17 protein-coding genes are annotated in these 23548 nt (G+C 42.4%); 11 read left to right on the top strand and 6 right to left on the bottom strand.

All coding sequences use genetic code 11. The features are described 5' to 3' along the window. Positions 1 to 258: 258 nt before the first annotated feature. A complete protein-coding gene (locus AC4MBN_RS02025; protein ID WP_004781996.1) occupies positions 259 to 498 on the bottom strand; it encodes a DUF2171 domain-containing protein in 240 nt (79 codons plus the stop codon). A 760-nt stretch (positions 499 to 1258) separates the two neighbouring features. Between AC4MBN_RS02025 and AC4MBN_RS02020 the strand changes: the two genes are divergently transcribed. After that, a complete protein-coding gene (locus AC4MBN_RS02020) occupies positions 1259 to 2785 on the top strand; it encodes a fumarate hydratase (RefSeq protein ID WP_491880567.1) in 1527 nt (508 codons plus the stop codon). A gap of 61 nt (positions 2786 to 2846) precedes the next feature. Here the strand turns inward: AC4MBN_RS02020 and AC4MBN_RS02015 are convergent, their stop codons facing one another. The 4 genes from AC4MBN_RS02015 to tig form a co-directional block, all read right to left on the bottom strand. After that, positions 2847 to 3563: a DUF2846 domain-containing protein gene (locus AC4MBN_RS02015; RefSeq protein WP_179992399.1), complete on the bottom strand. Its 717-nt coding sequence runs from the start codon at positions 3561 to 3563 to the stop codon at positions 2847 to 2849. A gap of 167 nt (positions 3564 to 3730) precedes the next feature. Then, on the bottom strand, positions 3731 to 5041 hold the full coding sequence (gene clpX / locus AC4MBN_RS02010) for an ATP-dependent protease ATP-binding subunit ClpX (protein WP_004781987.1): 1311 nt from the start codon (positions 5039 to 5041) through the stop codon (positions 3731 to 3733). A gap of 29 nt (positions 5042 to 5070) precedes the next feature. Beyond that, positions 5071 to 5676: an ATP-dependent Clp endopeptidase proteolytic subunit ClpP gene (gene clpP, locus AC4MBN_RS02005; protein WP_004781985.1), complete on the bottom strand. Its 606-nt coding sequence runs from the start codon at positions 5674 to 5676 to the stop codon at positions 5071 to 5073. A 190-nt stretch (positions 5677 to 5866) separates the two neighbouring features. After that, positions 5867 to 7198 (bottom strand): trigger factor, encoded by a 1332-nt coding sequence (tig, locus tag AC4MBN_RS02000; RefSeq protein ID WP_005232218.1) that lies wholly within the window; start codon positions 7196 to 7198, stop codon positions 5867 to 5869. 502 nt (positions 7199 to 7700) lie between these two features. Here tig and AC4MBN_RS01995 point away from each other — a divergent pair. From AC4MBN_RS01995 to rdgB, 10 genes are all read left to right on the top strand, one after another. Next, positions 7701 to 9995 (top strand): TonB-dependent receptor, encoded by a 2295-nt coding sequence (locus tag AC4MBN_RS01995; RefSeq protein ID WP_491880566.1) that lies wholly within the window; start codon positions 7701 to 7703, stop codon positions 9993 to 9995. Positions 9996 to 10407: 412 nt separating this feature from the next. Next, a complete protein-coding gene (locus tag AC4MBN_RS01990) occupies positions 10408 to 12663 on the top strand; it encodes a catecholate siderophore receptor Fiu (RefSeq protein ID WP_419363657.1) in 2256 nt (751 codons plus the stop codon). Between the two features lie 79 nt (positions 12664 to 12742). Next, entirely contained in the window at positions 12743 to 13426 is a 684-nt protein-coding gene (locus AC4MBN_RS01985) for a Fe2+-dependent dioxygenase (protein ID WP_346795142.1), read from the top strand. Next, on the top strand, positions 13426 to 14532 hold the full coding sequence (locus AC4MBN_RS01980; protein WP_491880565.1) for an alpha-hydroxy acid oxidase: 1107 nt from the start codon (positions 13426 to 13428) through the stop codon (positions 14530 to 14532). The genes AC4MBN_RS01985 and AC4MBN_RS01980 overlap by 1 nt, the downstream gene beginning before the upstream one ends. Positions 14533 to 14847: 315 nt before the next feature. Continuing rightward, the gene (locus AC4MBN_RS01975; protein ID WP_491880564.1) at positions 14848 to 17166 is read left to right on the top strand and encodes a TonB-dependent receptor; all 2319 of its coding nucleotides are present in this window, start codon (positions 14848 to 14850) and stop codon (positions 17164 to 17166) included. A 464-nt stretch (positions 17167 to 17630) separates the two neighbouring features. After that, a complete protein-coding gene (leuA, locus tag AC4MBN_RS01970; RefSeq protein WP_419363662.1) occupies positions 17631 to 19328 on the top strand; it encodes a 2-isopropylmalate synthase in 1698 nt (565 codons plus the stop codon). A gap of 112 nt (positions 19329 to 19440) precedes the next feature. Then, positions 19441 to 20601: a homoserine O-succinyltransferase MetX gene (metX, locus tag AC4MBN_RS01965; protein WP_419363664.1), complete on the top strand. Its 1161-nt coding sequence runs from the start codon at positions 19441 to 19443 to the stop codon at positions 20599 to 20601. Further along, the gene (gene metW, locus AC4MBN_RS01960) at positions 20601 to 21194 is read left to right on the top strand and encodes a methionine biosynthesis protein MetW (RefSeq protein ID WP_004781976.1); all 594 of its coding nucleotides are present in this window, start codon (positions 20601 to 20603) and stop codon (positions 21192 to 21194) included. The genes metX and metW overlap by 1 nt, the downstream gene beginning before the upstream one ends. Further along, positions 21191 to 21781, top strand: a complete 591-nt coding sequence (locus AC4MBN_RS01955) for a tetratricopeptide repeat protein (RefSeq protein WP_004781974.1) — start codon at positions 21191 to 21193, stop codon at positions 21779 to 21781. The genes metW and AC4MBN_RS01955 overlap by 4 nt, the downstream gene beginning before the upstream one ends. A 104-nt stretch (positions 21782 to 21885) precedes the next feature. Then, complete coding sequence (gene rdgB / locus AC4MBN_RS01950) at positions 21886 to 22512, top strand: RdgB/HAM1 family non-canonical purine NTP pyrophosphatase (RefSeq protein WP_419363669.1); 627 nt, start codon at positions 21886 to 21888, stop codon at positions 22510 to 22512. 105 nt (positions 22513 to 22617) lie between these two features. On the opposite strand, the gene AC4MBN_RS01945 is transcribed toward rdgB, so the two are convergent. Then, positions 22618 to 23499, bottom strand: coding sequence for an AEC family transporter (locus AC4MBN_RS01945; protein WP_491880563.1), 882 nt, complete (start codon positions 23497 to 23499; stop codon positions 22618 to 22620). Positions 23500 to 23548: the final 49 nt, after the last annotated feature.

Here is a 23548-nt window from a genome sequence, read left to right as displayed (position 1 = left end):
ATTGATCTATTTTATAAGTTTTCTCAGTAATCATTAGGCGTTCTATCATCTACAGATTATCTAGCTCAAAAAATTATGCAGGTTCTTAATCCGCTCTATGAGTAAATAAAACTAAAATGAAAAGATTTATGACACAAAAGAAATGCCAGCCGAACAGGCTGGCATTTACCACTTTAACAGATCAGACTTGCCTATTTAAAACTTACATCCAGTTTGACTATTTAAGCCAAACCGGAATAAGTCAGGCAACGATCATGCTTATACCGTGGTCCATTCTTTGTGCACATCTTCTGCTGTTTTATTCAAGATCACACTGTCATCTTTCACTTCGCTTACCCAGCTGATCGGAATCAGATGATGCTCATTATTCTCGTCATCACTTCTTGTCAATTTAATCTTGTCCTGACCTTCTAAATGATCCACTTTACCAACTTGAGTACCATCTGAAGCAATTACTGAAGCATGTTCTTTGATGTCATTTGTATTAAAGTTACTCATTCCAATTGCCCTATTTATAGAAGTTGAGAGACCTCAGTCTAAGCCCTAAAAAATTGGCTGTGTGTAAGGGTTTTCAGGCTTTGGGTTTTTCTGGGTTAATAATGTAATGAAGAAAAATAACTATGTCACAGGCGTGTTGTGGCAAGGCCAAGATGATTGAAATATTGTTTTTTTATTAAGGTAATTTGAAGATTTGAAGATTTGAAGATTTGAAGATTTGAAGATTTGAAGATTTGAAGATTTGAAGATTTGAAGATTTGAAGATTTGAAGATTTGAAGATTTGAAGATTTGAAGATAGGCTAATTTTTTGCTCTTAAAATGTAAAAAAGAAGATAAAGCTTAAGCTTGATCTTCTTTCTGGCCGTAGAACCAAGTAGCAGCGATATAAAGACTAAAAGCAATTACCATCAATACACTAGTCAGGGTCATAAAGAAAACTCATCATTCATTTGATAAGCGCATTATGTAAAAGTTTTATGACAGTTATATGACAATGATGAAATTTTCATAATTTTAATTAATTAATAAAAATCATATACTTATAATACATTTAATTATATTAAAATAAACTTTAAGCTGAAATATGACAGTAAATATGACAAAAACCTGTCATTTTTAACCAATCTTTCAGCCAAAGTAATATGCCTTATTGCTTAAACTATAAACTTTTGGCCAATGTTCCTGCAAAACACCCACAACCGGATTCATTTGCCTTATAATTTAGCCCGCTAGCTAACAGCCCGCTCAAGAGATATTTGTATGACAACTATTATCAAGCAAGATGACTTGATCACATCGGTTAAAGATGCGCTTCAGTTCATTTCTTACTATCATCCACAAGACTTCATCCAAGCGATGAGCCGTGCGTACGACCGTGAAGAGAACAAAGCTGCGAAAGATGCGATCGCGCAAATCTTAATTAACTCACGCATGTGTGCAGAAGGCCACCGCCCTATCTGCCAGGATACTGGTATCGTCAACGTATTTGTTGAAGTGGGCATGGACGTTAAATTTGATTTAACCATGAGCCTGGACGATGCGATCAACGAAGGTGTACGTCAAGGTTATCTTGAAAACTCTAACGTACTTCGTGCATCTGTACTGGCTGACCCTGCTTTTGGCCGTAAGAACACCAAAGACAACACGCCTGCTGTGATCTATCACAAACTTGTTCCAGGTGACAAAGTAGACATCACTGTTGCTGCCAAGGGTGGCGGTTCAGAAAACAAGTCTAAACTGGCAATGTTGAACCCATCTGATTCAATCGTGGACTGGGTATTAAAAACTGTTCCAACTATGGGTGCAGGCTGGTGTCCTCCTGGTATGCTGGGTATCGGTATTGGTGGTACTGCTGAAAAAGCCATGATGCTTGCAAAAGAAGCATTGATGGAAGAGATCAACATGGACGAATTGCTTCGTCGTGGTCCACAAAACAAACTTGAAGAACTTCGTATCGAAATCTTTGAGAAAGTAAACGCATTGGGCATTGGTGCTCAAGGTCTTGGCGGTTTAACCACTGTTCTAGACATCAAGATCAAAGATTACCCTTGTCACGCTGCGGGCAAACCAGTCGGCATGATCCCGAACTGTGCTGCAACCCGTCACGCACATTTCACACTTGATGGTTCAGGTGTTGCACATATTCAAGCACCAAGCCTTGAAGACTACCCATCAGTTACTTGGGATTCTTCATCTTCTAAACGTGTTGACTTAGACAACATCACTCAAGAAGAAATGAACTCTTGGAAACCAGGTGATACGCTGCTTCTAAACGGTACAATCTATACTGGCCGTGATGCTGCACACAAACGTATGGTAGACATGCTGAATAACGGTGAAGAACTTCCTGTTGATCTGAAAGGCAAATTTATCTACTACGTCGGTCCTGTTGATCCAGTAGGTGATGAAGTTGTAGGTCCTGCAGGTCCAACAACTGCAACTCGTATGGATAAATTCACTCGCCAAGTATTAGAAGCAACTGGTCTTTATGGCATGATCGGTAAAGCGGACCGTGGTCCTGCTGCTGTTGAAGCAATTAAAGACAATAAAGCGACTTACCTTATGGCGGTTGGTGGGGCTGCATACCTCGTATCTAAAGCAATTCGTGAAGCTGAAGTAGTTGCATTTGCTGATTTGGGTATGGAAGCGATCTACAAGTTTGTAGTGAAAGATATGCCTGTTTCTGTTGCAGTTGATGTAAATGGTACATCTGTACACGCGACTGCACCAAAAATCTGGCAAGCGAAGATTGGCAAAATTCCAGTAGTTGACGCTGCTGCAGGCTAATTTAAGCTGCATGAAAAAAAGCACCCAGATGGGTGCTTTTTTATTGGCGTTTTAAAATTAATTACCAGGTTCTTGGATCCCAGAGTTTAAATGGCGTCGTCAACTGTACATCTGTAGATGGATCATATTCAGTCGCTTTAATTTTCTGGGCTTTCTTACGGATTTTCCCAGTTTCCTGATCCTGTGCAAAAAAGTTAAAACTGTCCGATTTTAACTGGGTAAAAGCAATTTCATTAAGGCCCACACTGCTCGGCATCAGCATCAGAGGACCCGGAACACTACGACGGGTGCTTAGATTTTCTTCATCATACTTAATAAAATAGGATTGCCCCGCTTCTACCGTAAAGTCCAGATACTTAGGTTTCTGGAAGTGCAACGCACCTAAAGGACGACTGGTACTCAAGCGATAAGTGCCTGCAGGTAGCTCAATCCAGTAATGATGATTATGTAATAAACTCGGAATACGATGCTGATTGATAAATAGGCTGGCAGCAACAATTTCCTGACGGTTCCATTTTGAATCCGGGCGGTATAAATAAACGATCGCAGCGTCCTCATGCTGAGGTTTAACTGCCTGAAAATGATTGCCCTGTTTCTGGTTGACCCAGCCACCAATCGTAAACATCCCCACCCGATGCTGTTCGACGAAGCCCGGTTTCTTTTCAAGATCAATATTTTTTAAAGTGCTGAGTGGCTGTGTAGGCTCAACTACGGCTTTTTTACCGTGACAACCCATCAGCGCCAAACTGCCGATGAGCATCATTGCGACTCCACGCATGCTTATCCCTCACTGCGTCTTTATTCTTGTATGCAAGTGCTTTGCGATATATTTTTATAGCTTTCGGCGTCCACGCCTAGATGTTGAGATTAGCATCTGCTTTTATCTTTTGGAAATAAAAAACGTGCGAAAACACGGGGTTTTCGCACGTTTCTGACGAATAGCAATCAAGCAGATTTGCTATTCACCACCTTTAAATCAACTTTTGCCGCTGTTTCTGGCTCGTCATGTGGTTGACGTTCAGCACGAAATTCTGGTGCAGCTTCGCCATTAATGACCGCTTCATTCACCACCACGGTGCCTACATCGCTACGACTCGGCAGGTCATACATGGTTTCTAGCAATGAATTTTCCAGAATCGAACGCAGGCCACGCGCACCAGTATTACGTTCCAGTGCTTTTTTCGCAACCGCACGTAGTGCTGAATCTTCAAAGACCAAGTCCACATTTTCCATCTCAAACAAATGTTTATATTGACGGGTTAATGCATTCTTCGGCTCAGTCAGAATCTGCATTAAAGCTTCTTCATCCAGCTCATCCAGAGTTGCAATCACGGGTAACCGACCAATGAATTCTGGAATCAGACCAAATTTCACCAAGTCAGTCGCTTCGACCTGACGGAACAATTCAGACAGCTTTTTGCTTTCGTCTTTATTACGGACTTCTGCAGTAAAGCCAATACCACCTTTCTCCTGACGCTGCTGTACGATCTTCTCAAGACCTGAGAATGCACCGCCACAGATAAACAGGATATTCGAGGTATCAATCTGGATAAATTCCTGCTGCGGATGCTTACGGCCACCTTGTGGTGGGATTGAAGCAACCGTACCTTCGATCATTTTCAGCAAGGCTTGCTGTACGCCTTCACCTGATACATCACGGGTAATCGATGGATTCTCAGATTTACGGGTAATCTTGTCGATTTCATCGATATAGATAATGCCCTTTTGCGCTTTTTCGACATCGTAATCAGCTTTTTGCAAAAGCTTTTGTACAATGTTTTCAACATCTTCACCCACATAACCCGCTTCAGTCAGGGTTGTTGCATCTGCCATGGCAAATGGAACGTCCAGAAGACGGGCAAGGGTTTGTGCCAGTAAAGTTTTACCTGAACCGGTCGGGCCGACCAGCAGGATATTACTTTTGGCGATTTCAACGGAATCATCTGCTTTCTTACCATTGGTCTGTACTTTCAGACGTTTGTAATGGTTGTATACGGCCACAGATAATGTCTTTTTCGCTACGTCCTGACCAATCACATATTGATCGAGCGCCGCACGGATTTCATGCGGTTTCGGTAAAGGACGGTTCGCCCAGTCATTGGTTTCGACCTGTTGACTGGTTTGAACCAAATCTAAGCATACGTCCACACATTCATTACAAATGTATGCGTCCTCGCCTGCAATCAGCTTTCCGACTTCAGACTGCGTTTTACCGCAAAATGAACAATGCTTTTGTCCTTGAGGATGTTCGGACATATTTACTCCAATATCTCAATCTCTAAAACTTATGGACGTTTCGTTAGAACTTCATCCACAAGACCGTATTCTTTCGCTTGCTGAGCAGTCATGAAGTTGTCACGGTCTGTATCGCGTGCCACTTTTTCATAGTCCTGACCGCTATGTTCAGCCATTAAACGGTTTAAACGTTCTTTAATGAACAGAATTTCACGTGCGTGAATTTCAATATCTGATGCCTGGCCTTTGAAACCACCCAAAGGCTGGTGAATCATGACACGCGCATTTTCAAGGCAGTAACGTTTGCCTTTAGTCCCTGCATTGAGCAAGAATGCGCCCATTGATGCTGCCTGACCCATACAGTAAGTCACAACATCCGGTTTAATAAACTGCATGGTATCGTAGATCGCCATGCCAGCAGTCACCGAACCACCCGGTGAGTTGATATATAAATGAATATCTTTATCTGGGTTCTCAGCTTCTAAAAACAACATTTGCGCAACGATCAGGTTGGCCATATTGTCTTCAACTTCACCTGTCAGAAAAATTACCCGCTCACGTAAAAGGCGTGAATAAATATCAAAAGAACGCTCACCACGAGAGGATTGTTCTACCACCATTGGCACTAAAGCGTTTTCAATCGTTGGAACATACATAGGTTTATTTATTCCTAAATTTTTGTGACTTAATCCATAATCACAATATGAGGGATAATCAATGAAATTGCAAAATAATCGCGAATAATTCCATCATATTTTTTGCATTAGTTTTGTGAAAATCAGATATGTCAAGAAATTACTAATATGAAAAAAGGCGCACGAAGCGCCTTTTTATGGAAAGCTTGAATTAGCCTTGTTGACGAGCTTGTTGCTCTTTCAATAAGTCTTCATAGCTTACAGTCGCATCAGTCACTTTAGCAGATGCTAGGATGTGATCAACAACTTGGTCTTCAAGTACAACTGCTTCGATTTGAGCACGTTGTTGCTTGTCGTTTTTGAAGTATTCGATCACTTCGTTTGGATCTTCGTAAGAAGAAGCCATATCTTCGATATAAGCTTCAACGCGCGCTTGATCTACTTCGATTTTCGCATCAGCAAGAATACGGCTTACCAATACGCCAAGTTTAACTGATTTCTCAGCTTGTTCTTTGAACAGGTCATCTGGAAGCATGCTTGAATCAAATGCTTTCGCGCCTTGAGCACCGAACTGTTGAGTGAACTGCTGGATCATTTGTTGACGTTGACGGTCAATTTCTTGAGCAACCATTGCAGATGGAAGTTCAACTTCGTTTGCAGCTACAAGTGCATCGAAAGTTGCGCCTTTAACCTGGTTACGCAGGCCGTTTTTCACTTCACGTTCCATGTTTTTACGAACGTCAGCTTTCAGTTTTTCAACGCCATCTTCTTCAGAAATACCGAAGATTTTCAGGAATTCAGCATCAATTTCTGGAAGTTTTTGTTTTTCAACAAGTTTTACATTAATTTTGAATTGAGCTTGTTTACCAGCAAGGTTTTCAGCCTGGTAATCTTCAGGGAAAGTAACATCGATCACTTTCTCTTCGCCTTTCTTCATACCGATGATGCCATCTTCGAAGCCAGGGATCATACGACCAGAACCTAAAACAAGTTTAAAGTCTTGCGCAGCGCCGCCTTCAAATTTTTCGCCATCAACAGTACCTTCGAAGTCGAAAGTTACTTGCATGTCTTTTTTAGCCATGCCTTTAGTTTCAGCCCAAGAAGCGCGTTGTTTTTGAAGATTTTCAATCATCTTCTCAACGTCTTTGTCATTTACTTCAGACGCTTTACGTTCAACTTCCAGACCTTCGAATTTCACTTCAACTTCTGGATAAACTTCAACAGTCGCTTCATAAACTAAAGCGTCATCTTTCATTTCAGTTTTTTCGATGTTTGGCATACCAACAGCGTTGATTTTTTCTTGTTGGATTGCTTCGAATACTGTGTCACGAATGATGTCGTTGACAACTTCTTGGTAGATACCAGCGCCGTATTCACGACGAACTACGTTTACAGGTACTTTACCTGGACGGAAGCCGTTGATCTTCGCAGTTTTAGCAGTGCGTTTTAAACGAGCTTCAAATTGCTCATTAATACGGCTCGTCGGTACAGAAACATTTAAACGACGGGCAACGCCCGAAACCGCTTCAGAAGTTACTTGCATGGCTTCCTCTATATATTTGGTAATAACAGGTTTATAAAAATGTGCCACATTATATGACAACATTTGCAGATATACAAAACACAATACTTGAATCGTCTTTATTGATGCTGTAATAATCAAATTTATTCAGTTAAATTCAGTTTTCTTTGATTAAATATCCCTTCTCTCAAATAAGAGTAGATATATTGATTACTCAAACTGGACAGATCATCCCATTCATCTGCATTTATGGATTTTTATAGGGCTTTTAGTAAACTTTCTTGTATTTTTTCTTCAAAATTTTTAGACTCTAATAATCTCAATAAAAGTAACGATAATAATCTATTAATCAGATTTAGTTTAAATACATTAGCTTAGAAACATTTTGATACACTATCACATTGATCAAACCAATTAATATAAATACTAAAATCGCCATTTCCTATCGACAAGTAATTCTTAATTTAAATAAGAATTATTATTATTCGCATACATAAATTTTATGCTTTTTTCGGGTTCCCACATGTCGTTTATCAAATCACGTAAAAAACTCGTTTCATCGGCGATTGCCTCTTCCCTCTCGATTGTAACCGTAAATGCTGTGGCTGATGAAAATGTGGTCAAGCTCGAAACTATTCATCAAGAAGTTAAAGCTGAACAGGCACCAAGTTTAAAAGTAGATAATTCCGCAAATAAGAAATTTGTTGCGCCTTTACTGGATACACCTAAATCTGTATCAGTCATTTCTAAGCAACTGATTGAAGACACTCAAGTCACTACACTTTCTGATGCTTTACGTACTGTACCGGGTATTACTTTGGGTGCGGGTGAAGGCGGCAACCCGAATGGCGACCGTCCATTTATTCGTGGTTATAACTCTGAAAGCTCAATGTATGTGGATGGTGTTCGTAGTGCGACTTCACAAAACCGTGAAATGTTCGCAGTCGAACAGGTTGAAGTGACCAAAGGCTCTTCTTCTGCAATGGGCGGTGCCGGTACGACTGGCGGTAGCATCAACATGATCTCTAAGGTTGCTAAAGCTGGTGATTCTTTAGAAGGTTCCATTGCACAAGGTACCGATAATTACCAGCGCATCACTTTAGATGGCAACAAAGATTTCGGTAATGGCATTGCAGCGCGTGTTGCTGTGATGGGTCATCAAAATGAAAAAGCTGGTCAGAAAGACGGTGCTGAATATAAACGTGTAGGTATTGCACCAAGTATCAGTTTTGGTCTGGATACCCCTACCCGTGGGACTTTAAGCTATTACTACTTAAAATCTGATGATACGCCTGACTCAGGCGTACCTTATTGGAACTCTAAAGATAACACTACAACTGGTAAGCCACTTGATGCTAAACAAGGCATTTACTACGGCTGGAAGGATCGTGATTTCCAGAAACAGGAAAATCAAATCGGCACTTTAAAATTAGAGCACGATTTAACGGATAACCTGACCATTAGCAATACAGCTGTTTATGGTAAATCTAAAAACGATTATATCTGGACACAACCGGATGATTCGAAATCAAATATTGCTAATGGACAAGTAGTTCGTCGTGCGAATACACGTATTACTGATACTGAAACCTTTAGTGATCAACTTTCATTAACTGGTAAATTTAATACAGGCACACTAAAACATAGCTTTAATGTGGGCGCTGAATATTCAAAACAGGAATCTGATAAAGGAAATTATTTACTTACAGATTTGGGCCAAGCACCAAGCTCTACCCTTCCAGCCATTATTAGTGGAAACAAGGCATGTAGTACCTTTACAAGTGCTACTTCAAATAATTGGTGTACCAGTGCCTATAATCCCAATTCAAAAGATCCTTGGTTAGGTTCAATCACTGCTGCACCAAAAGCGAGTACGACCGACACAGAAAGTACTGGTATCTACTTATTAGACAATATTGAATTAAATCCACAGTGGTTATTAGATTTAGGTGTTCGTTGGGATAAATTTGAAACTGAACAAAATATTCACGCTTCAAATACCAGATACGCAAATGACAGTGATTTCTTTAATTACCAAGCGGGCGTAACCTACAAGCCATTAGAAAATGGTTCTATCTATGCAAGTTATGCTACTTCCGCAAATCCGGTTGGGGTAGATGCGGCTGATGGATCAGAAGGACTTTCTGTTCCTGGACGTAATACGACTGAAGCACAAGCTGAGGCTATGAACAACCTTAAACCAGAGGAAGTTCGTACTATGGAACTTGGTACAAAGTGGGATTTATTTAATGATAAATTAAATCTAACCGCTGCCATTTTCCGTACTGAGAAAACCAATACACGCTCTACTGACGTGGATGGTTTCACACGCAATATTGGTGAAACCCGTGTAGATGGTATTGAGCTAGGTGCAAGCGGTAATCTTACTGATAAATGGGCAGTTTCAGCTGGTTATACTTATTTAGATAGCGAAATTGTAGATGCCGGTTTCTATAATGCAGGTACTTCTGACGTTCCTGATTACCAGCCAAGTTTAAATAATGGCAACCAGGTTCAAAACGTAGCTAAAAACTCTGCCACACTTTGGACGACTTACGATCTCACTCCTGCTTTAACAATCGGTGCGGGTGCAGTTGCTATGGATAAAGTTTATGGTAATGCCGATAACACCAAATATGTTCCAGGTTATGTACGTTACGATGCAATGGCGCGTTATAACGTAAATCAAAACGTTGACCTGCAGTTAAATGTAAATAACTTATCTGATGAACGTTATTTCACTAAAGCATACTCATCACATTATGCAACTGAAGCAGAAGGCCGTAACGCAGTTCTTTCTCTGAACTTTAAATACTAAGTTTTAGCTTCTTCCCTCATCAAAAAATAGCCTCATTCGTGAGGCTATTTTTATTTTCTGAAAGATATAAAACTTTAAATCTAGATTTAGTTGTATTTATAAACCTTTTGATAAAAAGCTTTAAATAGAAAATAATTACATTTTTTAATCTTAGGTAAAAAACTGAAAAATAAGTTTATTTTGAAATTTTTCTTAATAGAAATCCCAGATTAAAGTTTGAATATTAAACAGTAATTTCATCCATAAATTCATAAGAATGACTTAATTGAATATTGTTAATGATAATTATTATCACTACAATTCGCAAAATTGTTAAAGGCCATAACAATAACTCCATAATTGCTGCTATTTGATGAACTCGAGCATATCAAGGTGGTAAGGGAAATATTATTCACTTCAGGAATTCTGTCACATGGCGCATATCAAAAGCCGGAAACATCATTACAAGACTTCATTGGTCGCACTTGCTGCAACTTTGCCACTGATCACTCATGCAGATAACATCACCAATGAAGGCGTTATTCAGCTTCCAGAAATTACAGTTAAGAATAAAACTGCAAATGAATATAAAGTGGATCAATTGAGTTCCGCTAAATCTAGCCAAGCTTTAGTAGATACGCCTCAAACCGTTTCGATTATCAACAAGAACTTATTAAAAGAACAAGGTGCAACCACCCTGGTTGAAGCCTTGCGCAATACGCCAGGAATTACCTTACAACTTGGTGAGAATGGGAATACCAGTGCTGGCGATGCCTTCCAGATGCGCGGCTTCTCAACTCAAAGCTCCACCTATCTGGATGGCATTCGTGACCTCGGCGCTGTGAGTCGTGATGTGTTTAACCTGGAACAGGTGGAAGTCGTAAAAGGCCCTGCTGGTGCCGAAGGTGGACGTGGTACGGCGTCTGGTTATGTGAATCTGGTCAGCAAATTGCCTCATTTAGAAAACAGTCGTGAAGTCTCTGCCACCTACAATACGGCTGAACATACGCGTCTTGCCACTGACATCAATCAGGCAATCAATGACAGCATTGCTGTCCGTTTAAATGCGATGGGTCAAGATGGCGGTGTAGAAGGCCGCGACTTTATCGAGAATCAAGGCTGGGCTGTTGCCCCTTCTATCGCCTTTGGTCTGGATAGTGATACTCGCCTGTATCTTTATTCCCAGCATATCCGCCAACGTAACATTCCGGATGGCGGTATTCCGACGATTGGCATGAAAGGATTTTGGAATGCAGACCCGCTGATCGCCAGCGCACCTAAAGTAGACCGTGAAAATTATTATGGCCATGCAGATGACCATGAAGATGTTGATGCTGACATGTATACAGCCAAAATCGAAAGTGACTGGGCTGAAAATCTGAAATTTACCAATATTACCCGTTTGGGCAATACCCATATGCAGCGTACTTTGACGGGGATTAATAGCCTTTCAAGAAATGACTCTACCGATCCTCAAGACTGGACAGTAAGCCGTTCACGCCAGGGTGTTGATCAGGAAAATAAAATTCTGGCTAATCAGAGCACGGTGAACTGGAATATCAAAACCGGTTCAGTGGAGCATGATGTGGTCGCTGGTGTAGAACTATTAAAAGAGCAGCAACATTCCAGAACACTGGCTACACAAATGCCAGGGCAGCCTACTAACAGTACGCCACCCGCGAATCTATACCATCCTGATCGTCACCAGAATCTACCTGATCCTATGTATACGGGCGCTTATTCAGATGGTGAAACCCAGACGGCGGCGGCTTATCTTTTTGATACGCTCAAGTTTGGTGAACGTTTTCAACTCAATGGTGGCGTCCGTGTCGATTATTACGATACTAATTACGATGCACTGGGTTACTCAACCGATAGTACGACACTAGCAGTAACTGAAACCAAAACAGATTTAAAAGCCCATGACACTTTATTCAGCTGGAAGCTCGGTGGTTTATATAAGCCAACCGCCTACAGCAGTGTCTATGCATCTTATGCCAAATCCCTGACACCGCCGGGTAGCAGCAACTTTAGCCTTTCAACCACAGGAATAAACAGCTCAGCCGCAGACCCTCAAGAAACTCATCATTATGAAATTGGCACCAAATGGGACCTGCTGGATGACGATCTGGCTTTAAATGCTGCTGCATACTACACCGAAAATGAAAACCAGTTTACCCAAGATCCGATTACTCGCGAGTCTGTTCAGGAAGGTAAAACTACAGTTAAAGGAATCGAATTGAGCGCTGTCGGTAAAATTACCGATGCCTGGAATATTTCAGCAGGTATTGCCCATATGAAAACCGAGCAAAAAGACCAGTTCAGTGTCAATTCCAACACGGGTGTAGTGACCCAGACCAATAGTGTACGCTGGTCACCTGAATGGACCGCTTCTTTATGGACAACCTATAACATTGCCGGTTTAAAACTAGGTTTGGGGGCACGTTATGTGGATGAGCAAAAACGTGTGATTACCGACAGTACTGCAGCAGCGAATATGCCAAGCATTCCAAGCTATGTGGTGTTTGATGCCATGGCCGGTTATACCTTTAATGACCAGACTTCTTTAAACCTGAATGTTTATAATCTGGCAGACAAAGAGTACATCAGCACGCTGAATAATGGAGGTGGCCGTGTGATCTTGGGTCAACCACGTTCAGCAGCTTTAACCCTGAACTATAAATTTTAATTCAGCTTTTATCTCTATCTATCAATATCGTGTATTCTCTTGAATGCACGATATTTTCAATTGCAGGAATGCTTTTAAAATGATGTTACATATCCCGGCAGTATTAAGCAAAGCACAAGTTGCCGAACTGAGACAACAACTGGATCGTTCAGAACACTGGATGAATGGGCAACTCAGTGCCGGGAGTCAGGCACAGAAAATCAAAAAGAATCTGCAGCTGGATTCTTCTTCTGTCCTGTATCAGCAGATTAGCCCTATCATTTTACAGGCGCTTAAAAGTCATCATTTAATTACCTCTGCTGCCCTGCCGAAACATATCCTGCCGCCCCTGTTTAACTGTTATCAGGATTCAGGTACCTATGGCAATCATGTGGATAATGCCATTCATTATTCTCCCCTACTTGGACAGCCCATTCGTACTGATGTGTCACTGACTTTATTTTTATCTGAAATCGATGAATATGAAGGTGGCGAGCTGGTCGTTGAAGACCAGTATGGCTGCCATGAAGTGAAACTGGACGCTGGTGATGTGATTGTTTATCCATCGACCAGCCTGCATCGGGTTGAACCGGTGACTCAAGGTAAACGTATTGCGGCTGTGACCTGGATTCAGAGTATGGTTCGTGAAGATGCCAAACGCAGCATGCTGTTTGATCTGGACATGACGATTATTAAACTACGCCAACAGATTGGCGATACCGAAGAAGTCCTACAACTCACCCATCATTATCACAACCTGATTCGTCAGTGGGGTGATTTATAATGTTACGTGAACCAATGGCGCCATTAACCCAGATCCCGGCCTACCTACAAACCATCGCTGATTATGAGGTCGAAGCAGAAAAACATCTCTCCAGTATGGTCTGGAACTATCTGCAAGGTGGCTCCATGGATGAAGTCAGTGTCCGGGACAACCTGCAGCAGTTTCAGGATATTCAGCTTCTGCCGCGTATGCTGAAAGATCTGACCCAAGGCAACACTGAAATCGAAATATTCGGACAAAAATTTCCGTATCCAATTTTTTTGGCACCGATTGGACATCAGCAGCAGTTTCATCCTGAAGCAGAAGCCGCGTCTGCCCTCGCAGCAGAAGTGATGGGCAGCAATATGATTCTCAGTACTTTTACTAATACTGATATGCGTGCATTAAAGCAGGACAATCCACGCAAATGGTTTCAGCTGTATTGGCAGGGGGATCGGGAAAAATCTTTAGCATTGGTGAAAATGGCTGAAGCACACAATTATATGGCGCTGGTAATTACCGTGGATTCACCACACACCGGCATCCGCGATCGTGAACGTCGTGCCTTTTTCCATTTACCGGAAGGCATGCAACATCCACATACACCTACCCATATTCCCCTTCCGGAATTAAAGGAAGGTGATCATCCAGTTTTTAATGGACTGATGAAAATTGCCCTGACTTGGGAAGATGTTGCCTGGATGGTACAGCAGACCCATTTACCCGTAATTCTAAAAGGAATCGTGCACCCACAAGATGCCCAGCTGGCGATTCAGCATGGGGTAAAAGGCCTGATTATTTCCAATCATGGCGGTCGTGTGCTGGATACCTGCATTTCTCCTCTCATTGCCTTGCAATTGATTAAAAAGGTAGTGCCAGCAGATTTTCCTCTGCTCTATGATGGTGGTATCCGCCGTGGATCGGACGTATTCAAGGCAATTGCCTTAGGTGCTTCAGCGGTGCTGATTGGTCGTCCTTATATTTATGGTCTGGCAACTGCTGGAGCACTTGGGGTCGCGCATGTGATCAAAATCCTGAAAGAAGAATTTGAAATTACCATGGCCTTAATGGGAACAGCGACTGTGGCAGATATTCAACCGGACTGTCTGTTTAGTGGAATTGATTAATTGGGATTTAATTGAAAATAAAAGTGAAAAATCAATGAGTTAAATTTTCATCCTTAACTTCTTGAGGTGTTTTGAAGGGCAATTCAACATAGCTTTCTATATCAATAGCTATTATCAATAAAAACTAAATAAAGCCTGTCTTTAATCAATCTATATTAAAAACATAGTTTTAATGCTCTCTGCTCACTATAATTTATCTATTTTTTAAATTGATTAAATTTTGTTCATCACCAATATCAATGCAAGAAGGATAGCAACGATAACAATAATAATTATTATTTGCGAATCCAAACTTAAAAATAAAAAAGAATGATTATGAGCTATATAAAATCTCGTAAAAAAATAGTTTCTTCAGCCATCGTTTCTTCCCTTTCTTTTGCATCTGCACACGCGATTGCACAGGAAAATGTGGTACAGCTTGAGACCATTCATCAGGAAGTACAAGCTGAACCCGTGCCGGGTCTAAAAGTCGATCAGTCAGCAAATAGCAAGTTTGTTGCTCCACTCCTCGACACGCCAAAATCTGTGGTCGTGATTCCTCAACAACTGATTGAAGATACGCAGGTCAATACGCTGGCTGATGCTTTGCGTACTGTACCGGGGATTACTTTAGGCGCAGGTGAAGGTGGCAATCCGAATGGGGACCGGCCTTTTATCCGAGGTTATAATTCGGAAAGTTCAATGTATGTCGATGGCGTGCGGAATTCAACTTCACAAAACCGGGAAATGTTTGCCATTGAGCAGGTCGAAGTCACCAAAGGTTCTGCTTCTGCCATGGGTGGTGCCGGAACCACGGGTGGCAGCATTAATATGATTTCCAAAGTGGCGAAAAAAGGAGATGCACTGGAAGGCTCTGTTGCGGGTGGTACAGATATGTATGCCCGTATCACTTTGGATGCTAACAAGGACTTCGGCAATGGTATGGCGGCTCGTGTCGCGGTCATGGGCCATCAAAATGAAAAGGCCGGTCAACATGACGGTGCTGAATATAAACGTGCTGGTATTGCACCCAGCTTCAGTTTCGGCCTGGACAGCGCAACGCGTGGTACTTTCAGTTATTACTATCTAAGAACTGATGATATTCCAGACTCTGGCATTCCCTATAACAATCCATTTGCAGCGACCAATGCCAATGTCGCTTTAAATGGCAATGGGAAACCAATTGATGTGAAAGCAAGTCAATACTATGGCTGGAAAGATCGTGATTTCCAGAAACAGGAAAACCAGATTGGTACTTTAAAATTAGAACATGACCTGAATGACAATCTAACCCTGAGTAATACGGCAGTATTTAACCGTTCCAAAAATGACTATCTTTGGACCAACCCCGATGATTCACGCGGGAACTTCATTTTGAATGACAATGTCTGGGCGCGGGCCAATTCACGTATCGCAGATACCGATACCTTTACTGACCTACTGGCTTTAACAGGCAAATTTAATACTGGTGCTATTCAGCACAGCTTTAACCTAGGTGCAGAATATTCAGATCAGGATACCGAGCGTACCCAATATATTATTAATGGTCTGAATGCTACTGGAAGCTCTTTTGCGGCCTGTGGTACCCCTGCCAATGTGGCCTTAGGCTGGTGTACCTCAGTAGACAATCCAGACCGGGGTGCGTGGACAGGGACTATTAGTACGGATGGTGCAGACCGTTATAATATTGAGACCAAATCAAAGTCGATCTACTTACTGGACAGTATCGAATTGCATCCGCAATGGATTCTGGATCTGGGTGTACGTTGGGATGATTATAAAACCCAGCAAACCTTGACCTATGGACGATTCAATAATGCGGTGACAGGCGCAAACAATACCCCGATTACCGCCGTCCTAGGTGATCAGCTGACCCTCGAAAATGAAGAAGACTTTTTTAACTATCAGGCTGGTCTGGTCTTTAAGCCAAGAGAAAATGGCAGTGTTTATATCAGCTATGCCACTTCCTCTAATCCGGTCGGTGTCGATGGCGGTGATGGCTCTGAAAGTATTAGCGCAGCTATCGAAAATCTAAAAGCTGAAAAAGTCCGCACCATGGAACTGGGAACTAAATGGGGCCTTCTGGAAGATAAACTGAATCTGACGGCCGCCATTTTCCGTACTGAAAAGACCAATACCCGCTCCACCGATGCTGATGGCACCACCCGTAATATTGGTGAGACCCGTGTCGATGGGATTGAGCTGGGTATCAATGGAAATGTTACCGAGAAATGGGCAATTTCCGCAGGCTATACCTATTTGGATAGTGAACTGATTGATGGTGGCTTTGAAAATATTGGAACCACGGCAGAACCGGTTTATGCTCCAAGCACAAACAATGGCAATCAGGTTCAGAACGTAGCAGAAAACAGTGCAACCTTATGGATGACCTATCAGGTATTACCTCAACTAACATTAGGTGCCGGTGCTGTGGCAATGGATAAAGTCTATGGCAATGCCGCCAATACCAAATTTGTTCCCGGTTATGTGCGTTACGATGCCATGGCACGTTATCAGGTGAACCCCAATGTGGATCTGCAGTTAAATATTAATAACCTGTCCGATACGCGTTATTTTACCAAAGCCTATTCTTCCCACTATGCCACTGAAGCAGAAGGCATCAGTGCCGTTTTAGGGCTGCATTTTAAATACTGATCTGAGCAATCTTCATGCTATTAAAGGCTAGTCTGGATCCATCAGGCTAGCCTTTATTTTTTGATATGAAAGATTTCATGTACGCATTGCTTAAGAACTTCCAACAAAGCTATCATATAAAGAAATATTTTAGCCTTATCGCTTAACTACAGGAAAATCCAACTAGATTAAAATAGATCAAAGAAATATTTTTCCAATTAACAACTTTATAAGAAAATCTTTATTGAGATACGACTAAAATCCATAGAAAAAGCAAAAACTTTTCACGTTTTCTGGACTAAAATTTAATTATAGGTTCACCATGCAGGTGTCTGGTTGATCCTGATGATCAAAACTTAAAAAATACAGGATTGATCTAATTTATCCTCACCTGCATGTACACGAATATATAGACAAAATCTATGCTGTAGACCGAGCAACTGCTACACCAAGCGAGTATGCCAGGCTACCTAAGGAGCTCTCTCATGATGTTGGCTGATCCAAGTAAAAAATACCGTCGCATGTATCAACGTGTGGACTTACCAGACCGTCAATGGCCGAACAATGAAATCACTAAAGCGCCAATCTGGATGAGTACTGATCTGCGTGATGGTAACCAGGCGATCTTCGAGCCAATGAACATCGAGCAGAAGTTCAAAATGTTCCAGATGTTGGTAAAAATCGGTTTCAAACATATTGAAATCGGCTTTCCATCTGCATCGCAAATTGATTTCGACTTCACTCGTAAATTGATCGAAGAAGGTCATATTCCGGATGACGTTTACATCGAAGTTTTGGTACAGGCACGTGACCATTTGATCGCACGTACCTTTGAATCATTACAAGGTGCAAAACGTGCCATCGTGCATATCTATAACTCTAACTCTCCAACATTCCGTCAAAAAGTCTTGAACGTCGATGTTGAAGGTGCAAAACAGTTAGCGATGAATGCAGCGCAAAAAGTGAAAGAATACGCAGCGAAACAGCCTGAAACTGAATTTGTTTTCCAGTACAGTCCTGAATGTTTCTCTGCAACTGAATTGGAAGTGGCGAAAGACGTTTGCGACGCTGTGACTGAAATCTGGGAAGCTTCACCAGAAAATAAAGTGATCTTGAACTTGCCGGCAACTGTCGAAGTGTCTACACCAAATGTGTATGCCGACCAGGTTGAATGGATGCACCGTAACATCGAGCGTCGTGACGGCGTGATCATTTCAGTTCACTGTCATAATGACCGTGGCTGTGGGATCGCAGCATCTGAATTGGCAATTATGGCCGGCGCTGACCGTGTTGAAGGTTGTGTATTCGGTAATGGTGAGCGTACCGGTAACGTGGACGTAGCGGCAATTGCCTTGAACATGTATACCCAGGGTGTTGCACCAGACTTGGATTTCTCGAATATCAACGAAATCATTGCGACTGTTGAAGAATGTACTGGCTTGCCTGTACATCCACGTCATCCATATGCGGGTGACTTGGTGTTCACTGCATTCTCTGGTTCACACCAGGATGCGATCAAAAAAGGTTTCGAATTCCAGAAAAACGAAGAAATCTGGGATATGCCGTACTTGCCGATCGATCCAAAAGACTTGGGCCGTGACTATGACGCTGTCATTCGCGTGAACTCACAGTCTGGTAAAGGCGGTATCGCTTACTTGTTAGAATCGAACTACAACGTGACCTTGCCACGTCGTTTACAGATTGAATTCTCGCAAATCGTGCAGCAAAAAACTGATGAAGATGGTACTGAGATTTCAGCACAAGCGATCTGGAGCTTGTTCAAAGAGACATATGTTGCCGCGAAAGATGCCCATTATTCTGCGAAAAACTACAAATTGTCAGATGAAAATGGCAATCAGGTGATTGAGCTGGATATTGAAGTCAATGGTGAAACCCAGCACTTGCGTGGTGAAGGTAACGGTCCGATCTCTGCGATCTTGGATGCCTTACAATTGCCAATTGATGTCTTGAACTATGAAGAACGTAGCATCAGCTCAGGTGCACATGCCAAAGCCTTGGCATTGGTTGAACTTCAAGTAAAAGGTACAGGTAAATCTGCCTTTGGTGCTGGCGTACATGACAACATCGTGACCTCTTCAATTGAAGCGATTATTGCATGTACCAACCGCCTGATCGACCAGGATGTGCTAAGCACTGAACAGGTGATTGCTGCTGCCGTTTAAACCCGGTATTTGAATTAGCAATAATTCATAGCATTAAAAAGACTTTAGAAGGATACCTGCAAATGGTATCCTTTTATTTATTCATACTAAAGATTTAAGGCGAATCATTCCCGTGTCTTTTCCAGCTGACTCAGTGGGCCTTGTTATCCCACAAAAGTTCCAATTCGAACAGCCGTTAGAGCTTGAATGCGGTCGCATCCTCCCACGTTTTGAACTGATGGTAGAAACTTATGGCGAACTGAATGCCGATAAGTCCAATGCCATTTTGATCTGTCATGCCCTGTCTGGCCATCACCATGCAGCCGGTTATCATCATGAAGATGATAAAAAACCAGGTTGGTGGGATGCCTGTATTGGCCCGGGTAAGGCAATCGATACCAATAAATTCTTTGTGGTGGCGCTGAATAATATCGGCGGTTGTAATGGTTCTACTGGTCCTACCTCTCCTAATCCCGAAAATGATAACCGTCCATATGGTCCAGACTTTCCACTGGTCACTGTGCGTGACTGGGTAAAAACTCAGGCGATGCTGTCTGACCGTCTGGGAATTGATGTGTGGTATTCCATCATTGGCGGCTCACTCGGGGGCATGCAGGCCTTGCAATGGTCGGTAGATTATCCGGACCGTCTGCAAAAATGCGTGATTATTGCCAGTGCACCGAAACTGTCTGCACAAAATATTGCCTTTAATGAAGTCGCGCGTCAGTCCATTCTGTCTGATCCAGACTTCCATCATGGCCGTTATCTGGAAAATGACAGCTATCCAAAACGTGGTCTGATTCTGGCGCGTATGGTTGGTCATATTACTTATCTATCTGAAGAAGCCATGAAGCAGAAATTTGGCCGTGATTTAAAATCTGGCAAATTCATGTATGGCTTCGATGTGGAATTCCAGGTGGAAAGTTATTTGCGTTATCAGGGTGAACAGTTTAGTCGTAACTTTGATGCCAACACTTACCTGATCATGACCAAGGCACTGGATTATTTTGATCCTTCACGTGAATATCAGCAGTCACTGGTCAAAGCGATGGCGCAAACCAAATGTAAGTTCCTGGTAGTTTCTTTCACGACTGACTGGCGTTTCTCGCCTTCACGTTCTGTTGAAATCGTGGATGCCCTCATTACCAATCATAAGCCTGTCAGCTATGTCGATATTGATGCCGAACAAGGCCATGACTCCTTCCTGTTCCCGATTCCCCTGTATGTAAAATCCTTGCGCGCCTTCCTGGGCGGTGAAGAACATCTGCGATCAACACCGAAGGAGGCTGTGTAATGCGTATTGACCAACAACTTGCTGAGAAATGGATCAAGCCCGGTTCACGTATCCTCGACCTCGGTTGTGGTGATGGCGAACTGCTGGCCCATATGAGCAAAAAGCACAATATTCGTGCATATGGATTAGAAATTGATCAAGAAAAGATTGCAATTGCGATCAGTCGCGGGTTAAATATCATCCAGCAGGACTTAAACCTCGGTTTAAGCCGTTTTGCTGACCAGTCTTTTGACTATGTGGTGATGGCACAAGCTTTGCAAGCTGTAGATGCACCAGACGTATTATTGCGTGACATGGTGCGTGTAGGGAAACAGGCCATTATTACCTTTCCAAACTTTGCGCACTGGAAGACTCGTTCTTTCTTGGCATTAAAAGGGAAAATGCCGGTTTCGGAAGCCTTACCCTATATGTGGTATAACACCCCGAACATTCACCTATGTACCTTCCGTGACTTTGAAGCATTATGCGCGGAAAACAACATAAAAATTATTAATCGACTCGCTGTAAATGGGAATCAAGAAGATAGTTTGCTCAGCAAACATCTCCCAAATCTGTTTGGTGAAGTCGCAATTTATCGAGTGAGCGCTCTATGAAAAAATTATTATTAAGTACGACGCTACTGGCTGGACTTTTTGGCATGCAGGCCCATGCCGATTACGTTGCACCAACGCCTTCTGTGGCCAGCCAAGCAGCGCAATATTCAGTAATGGACATTCATAGTCTGACTAAAGCAGCTAAAGCGGGTCAGCCTGGTGCACAATTTTATTTAGCAACCAAATATCAATATGGCAAAGACGTCCAGAAAGATGAACGTCAGGCCTTTGCATGGTACAAAGCTGCTGCTGACCAAGGTCTGGCAGTGGCTCAGCTGAATGTTGGCCGTATGCTGGCAGATGGTATTGGTACCAAAAAAGATGAAACACTGGCTCGTCAATACTTTGAAAAAGCAGCCAGCCGCGGTGATAACCGTGCCAGCTTCAATCTGGCCATGATGGAAGAGAAGAAGAAAAACTACATGGGTGCTTACCAGTGGTATGAACTCTCTACCCGCGATGGCATGCTGGACAATAAAGTGATTACTTTATCTGAAGGCAAGAAAACTGCACTGGCAGCCAACTTAACCCAAGAGCAGATCCGTCAGGCACGTGACCGTGCAGACAAATGGATTCAGGCACAATAAGTTAAAATCATTCAAGAGCACCTTCGGGTGCTTTTTTATGGTCTGAAAACTGTAGCAAGTTGCTACACTATGTATATATGTAATTTGAAAGATGAGTAATTAATATGACTTCAACTGACTGGCTCTCCCAAGGCACTCTGGTACTGGCAAGTAATAACAAAGGCAAGATTGCGGAATTCGAAAAGATGTTTGCTGAGCTTAATCTACCGGTTGAAGTAATTCCTCAAGGTCAGCTAAATATCGAAGATGCGATTGAAGATGGTTTAAGCTTTGTGGAAAATGCCATTATTAAGGCACGTCATGCTTCACGTATTTCGGGTAAACCAGCCATTGCCGATGACTCAGGAATTTGTGTGCCTGTGCTCGGTGGTATGCCAGGAATTTATTCAGCCCGTTTTGCCGGTGAACATGGTAATGATGCAGCCAATAATGAAAAGCTTTTAAACAGACTAAAACCGTTACGCAAAGATGGTGAAGCGATTGAAGGCATGTTTGTGTGTGTACTGGCCTTAGTCCAGCATGCTGAAGATCCACTGCCACAAATTTTCCAGGGCATCTGGAAAGGTGAAATTCTGGAAGCAGCACGCGGTGAAAATGGCTTTGGTTATGATCCATTGTTCTGGCTACCTGAACTAGGAATTTCCAGCGCTGAAATGAGCAAGGAAGAAAAAAATAAAATCAGCCATCGTGGTCAGGCGATGAAACTGTTTAAGGCAAGTTTGGAGAAGTAACCCATTTTCAGCCCCTCCCTTTTTCAAAGGGAGGTTGGGAGGGATTTAAATTTACCTATTATCAAAAATCCCCCCTAAATCCCCCTTTATAAAAGGGGGGACTTGCTATAAACCCGGCACCACCGTATGCATCACCACCCCATACACCCCAATCAAAATTGCACTCGCAATCGTTCCTGAAGCAATATATTTGGCTGAATAGCCTGTGCCCTGATAATGGGTTTCCAGTGCCACAATATTGGCTGCGGGTGGAAGCAGGAAATACATCATCATCACAGCATAGGTCAGGACCTGATGCGGAATCGGCAACAACACATAAGTCCCTGCTGCCAGACCTAGAGCCAGCACAAAACGACCACTAATCAAGATCAAACTGCGTTTTAAATCACTCAGTTGAATCCTGACTTTACTCAGCCACATCCCCAGAATACACATCCCGGCAAAGGTCACCAGAAACTTGTTGGCTGCATAGCCCCATTGAATCAGCGGATGCGATTCATAGGCACTGAAATCCCAGAAGGACAAAATCGCTGCAATAGAAAGCGCAATCACTGGCGGGGATTTCAGCATATTTTTAATAATGAATTGGGGAGCCTGTTTTTCAGCACTGACTGCCACCACTGCACTGACATTGCCAAATAAGGAACCGCCAATATAAAGAGCAACAATAGTATTTAAAGCATCCGGACCAAATACAGCTAAGGCAAAAGGAAAGCCAAGCCAGACCCCATTTAAATAACTAAAACATAATGCCCTCAACTTATCTTTGGAGAAAAGAAAGAACAGGCCAAACAGAAACAGTGAGCTAAAGATACTAAAACCGATCAGCCACAGACTGCCCGGCTTATAAAACACCATGTTGTAAATGACAATCAAGGGAATCAAAAGACGTGCCAGCAAGGCCGCCATGAATGGACGGATCGACTTTAAATAATGAACGCCCCAGAATCCAATCAGAAATGAAATAAGCGGAAGGAGCAGTGCCATAGGAGAGCTGAAAATTGCATAGATAGATGGGCTTTATCCTAGCACACCT

The organism is Acinetobacter sp. CAU_H_60 (genome assembly GCF_058599385.1).
Note: the sequence above shows the minus strand (reverse complement) of the source record. Positions and strands in the feature narration are given on the sequence as shown.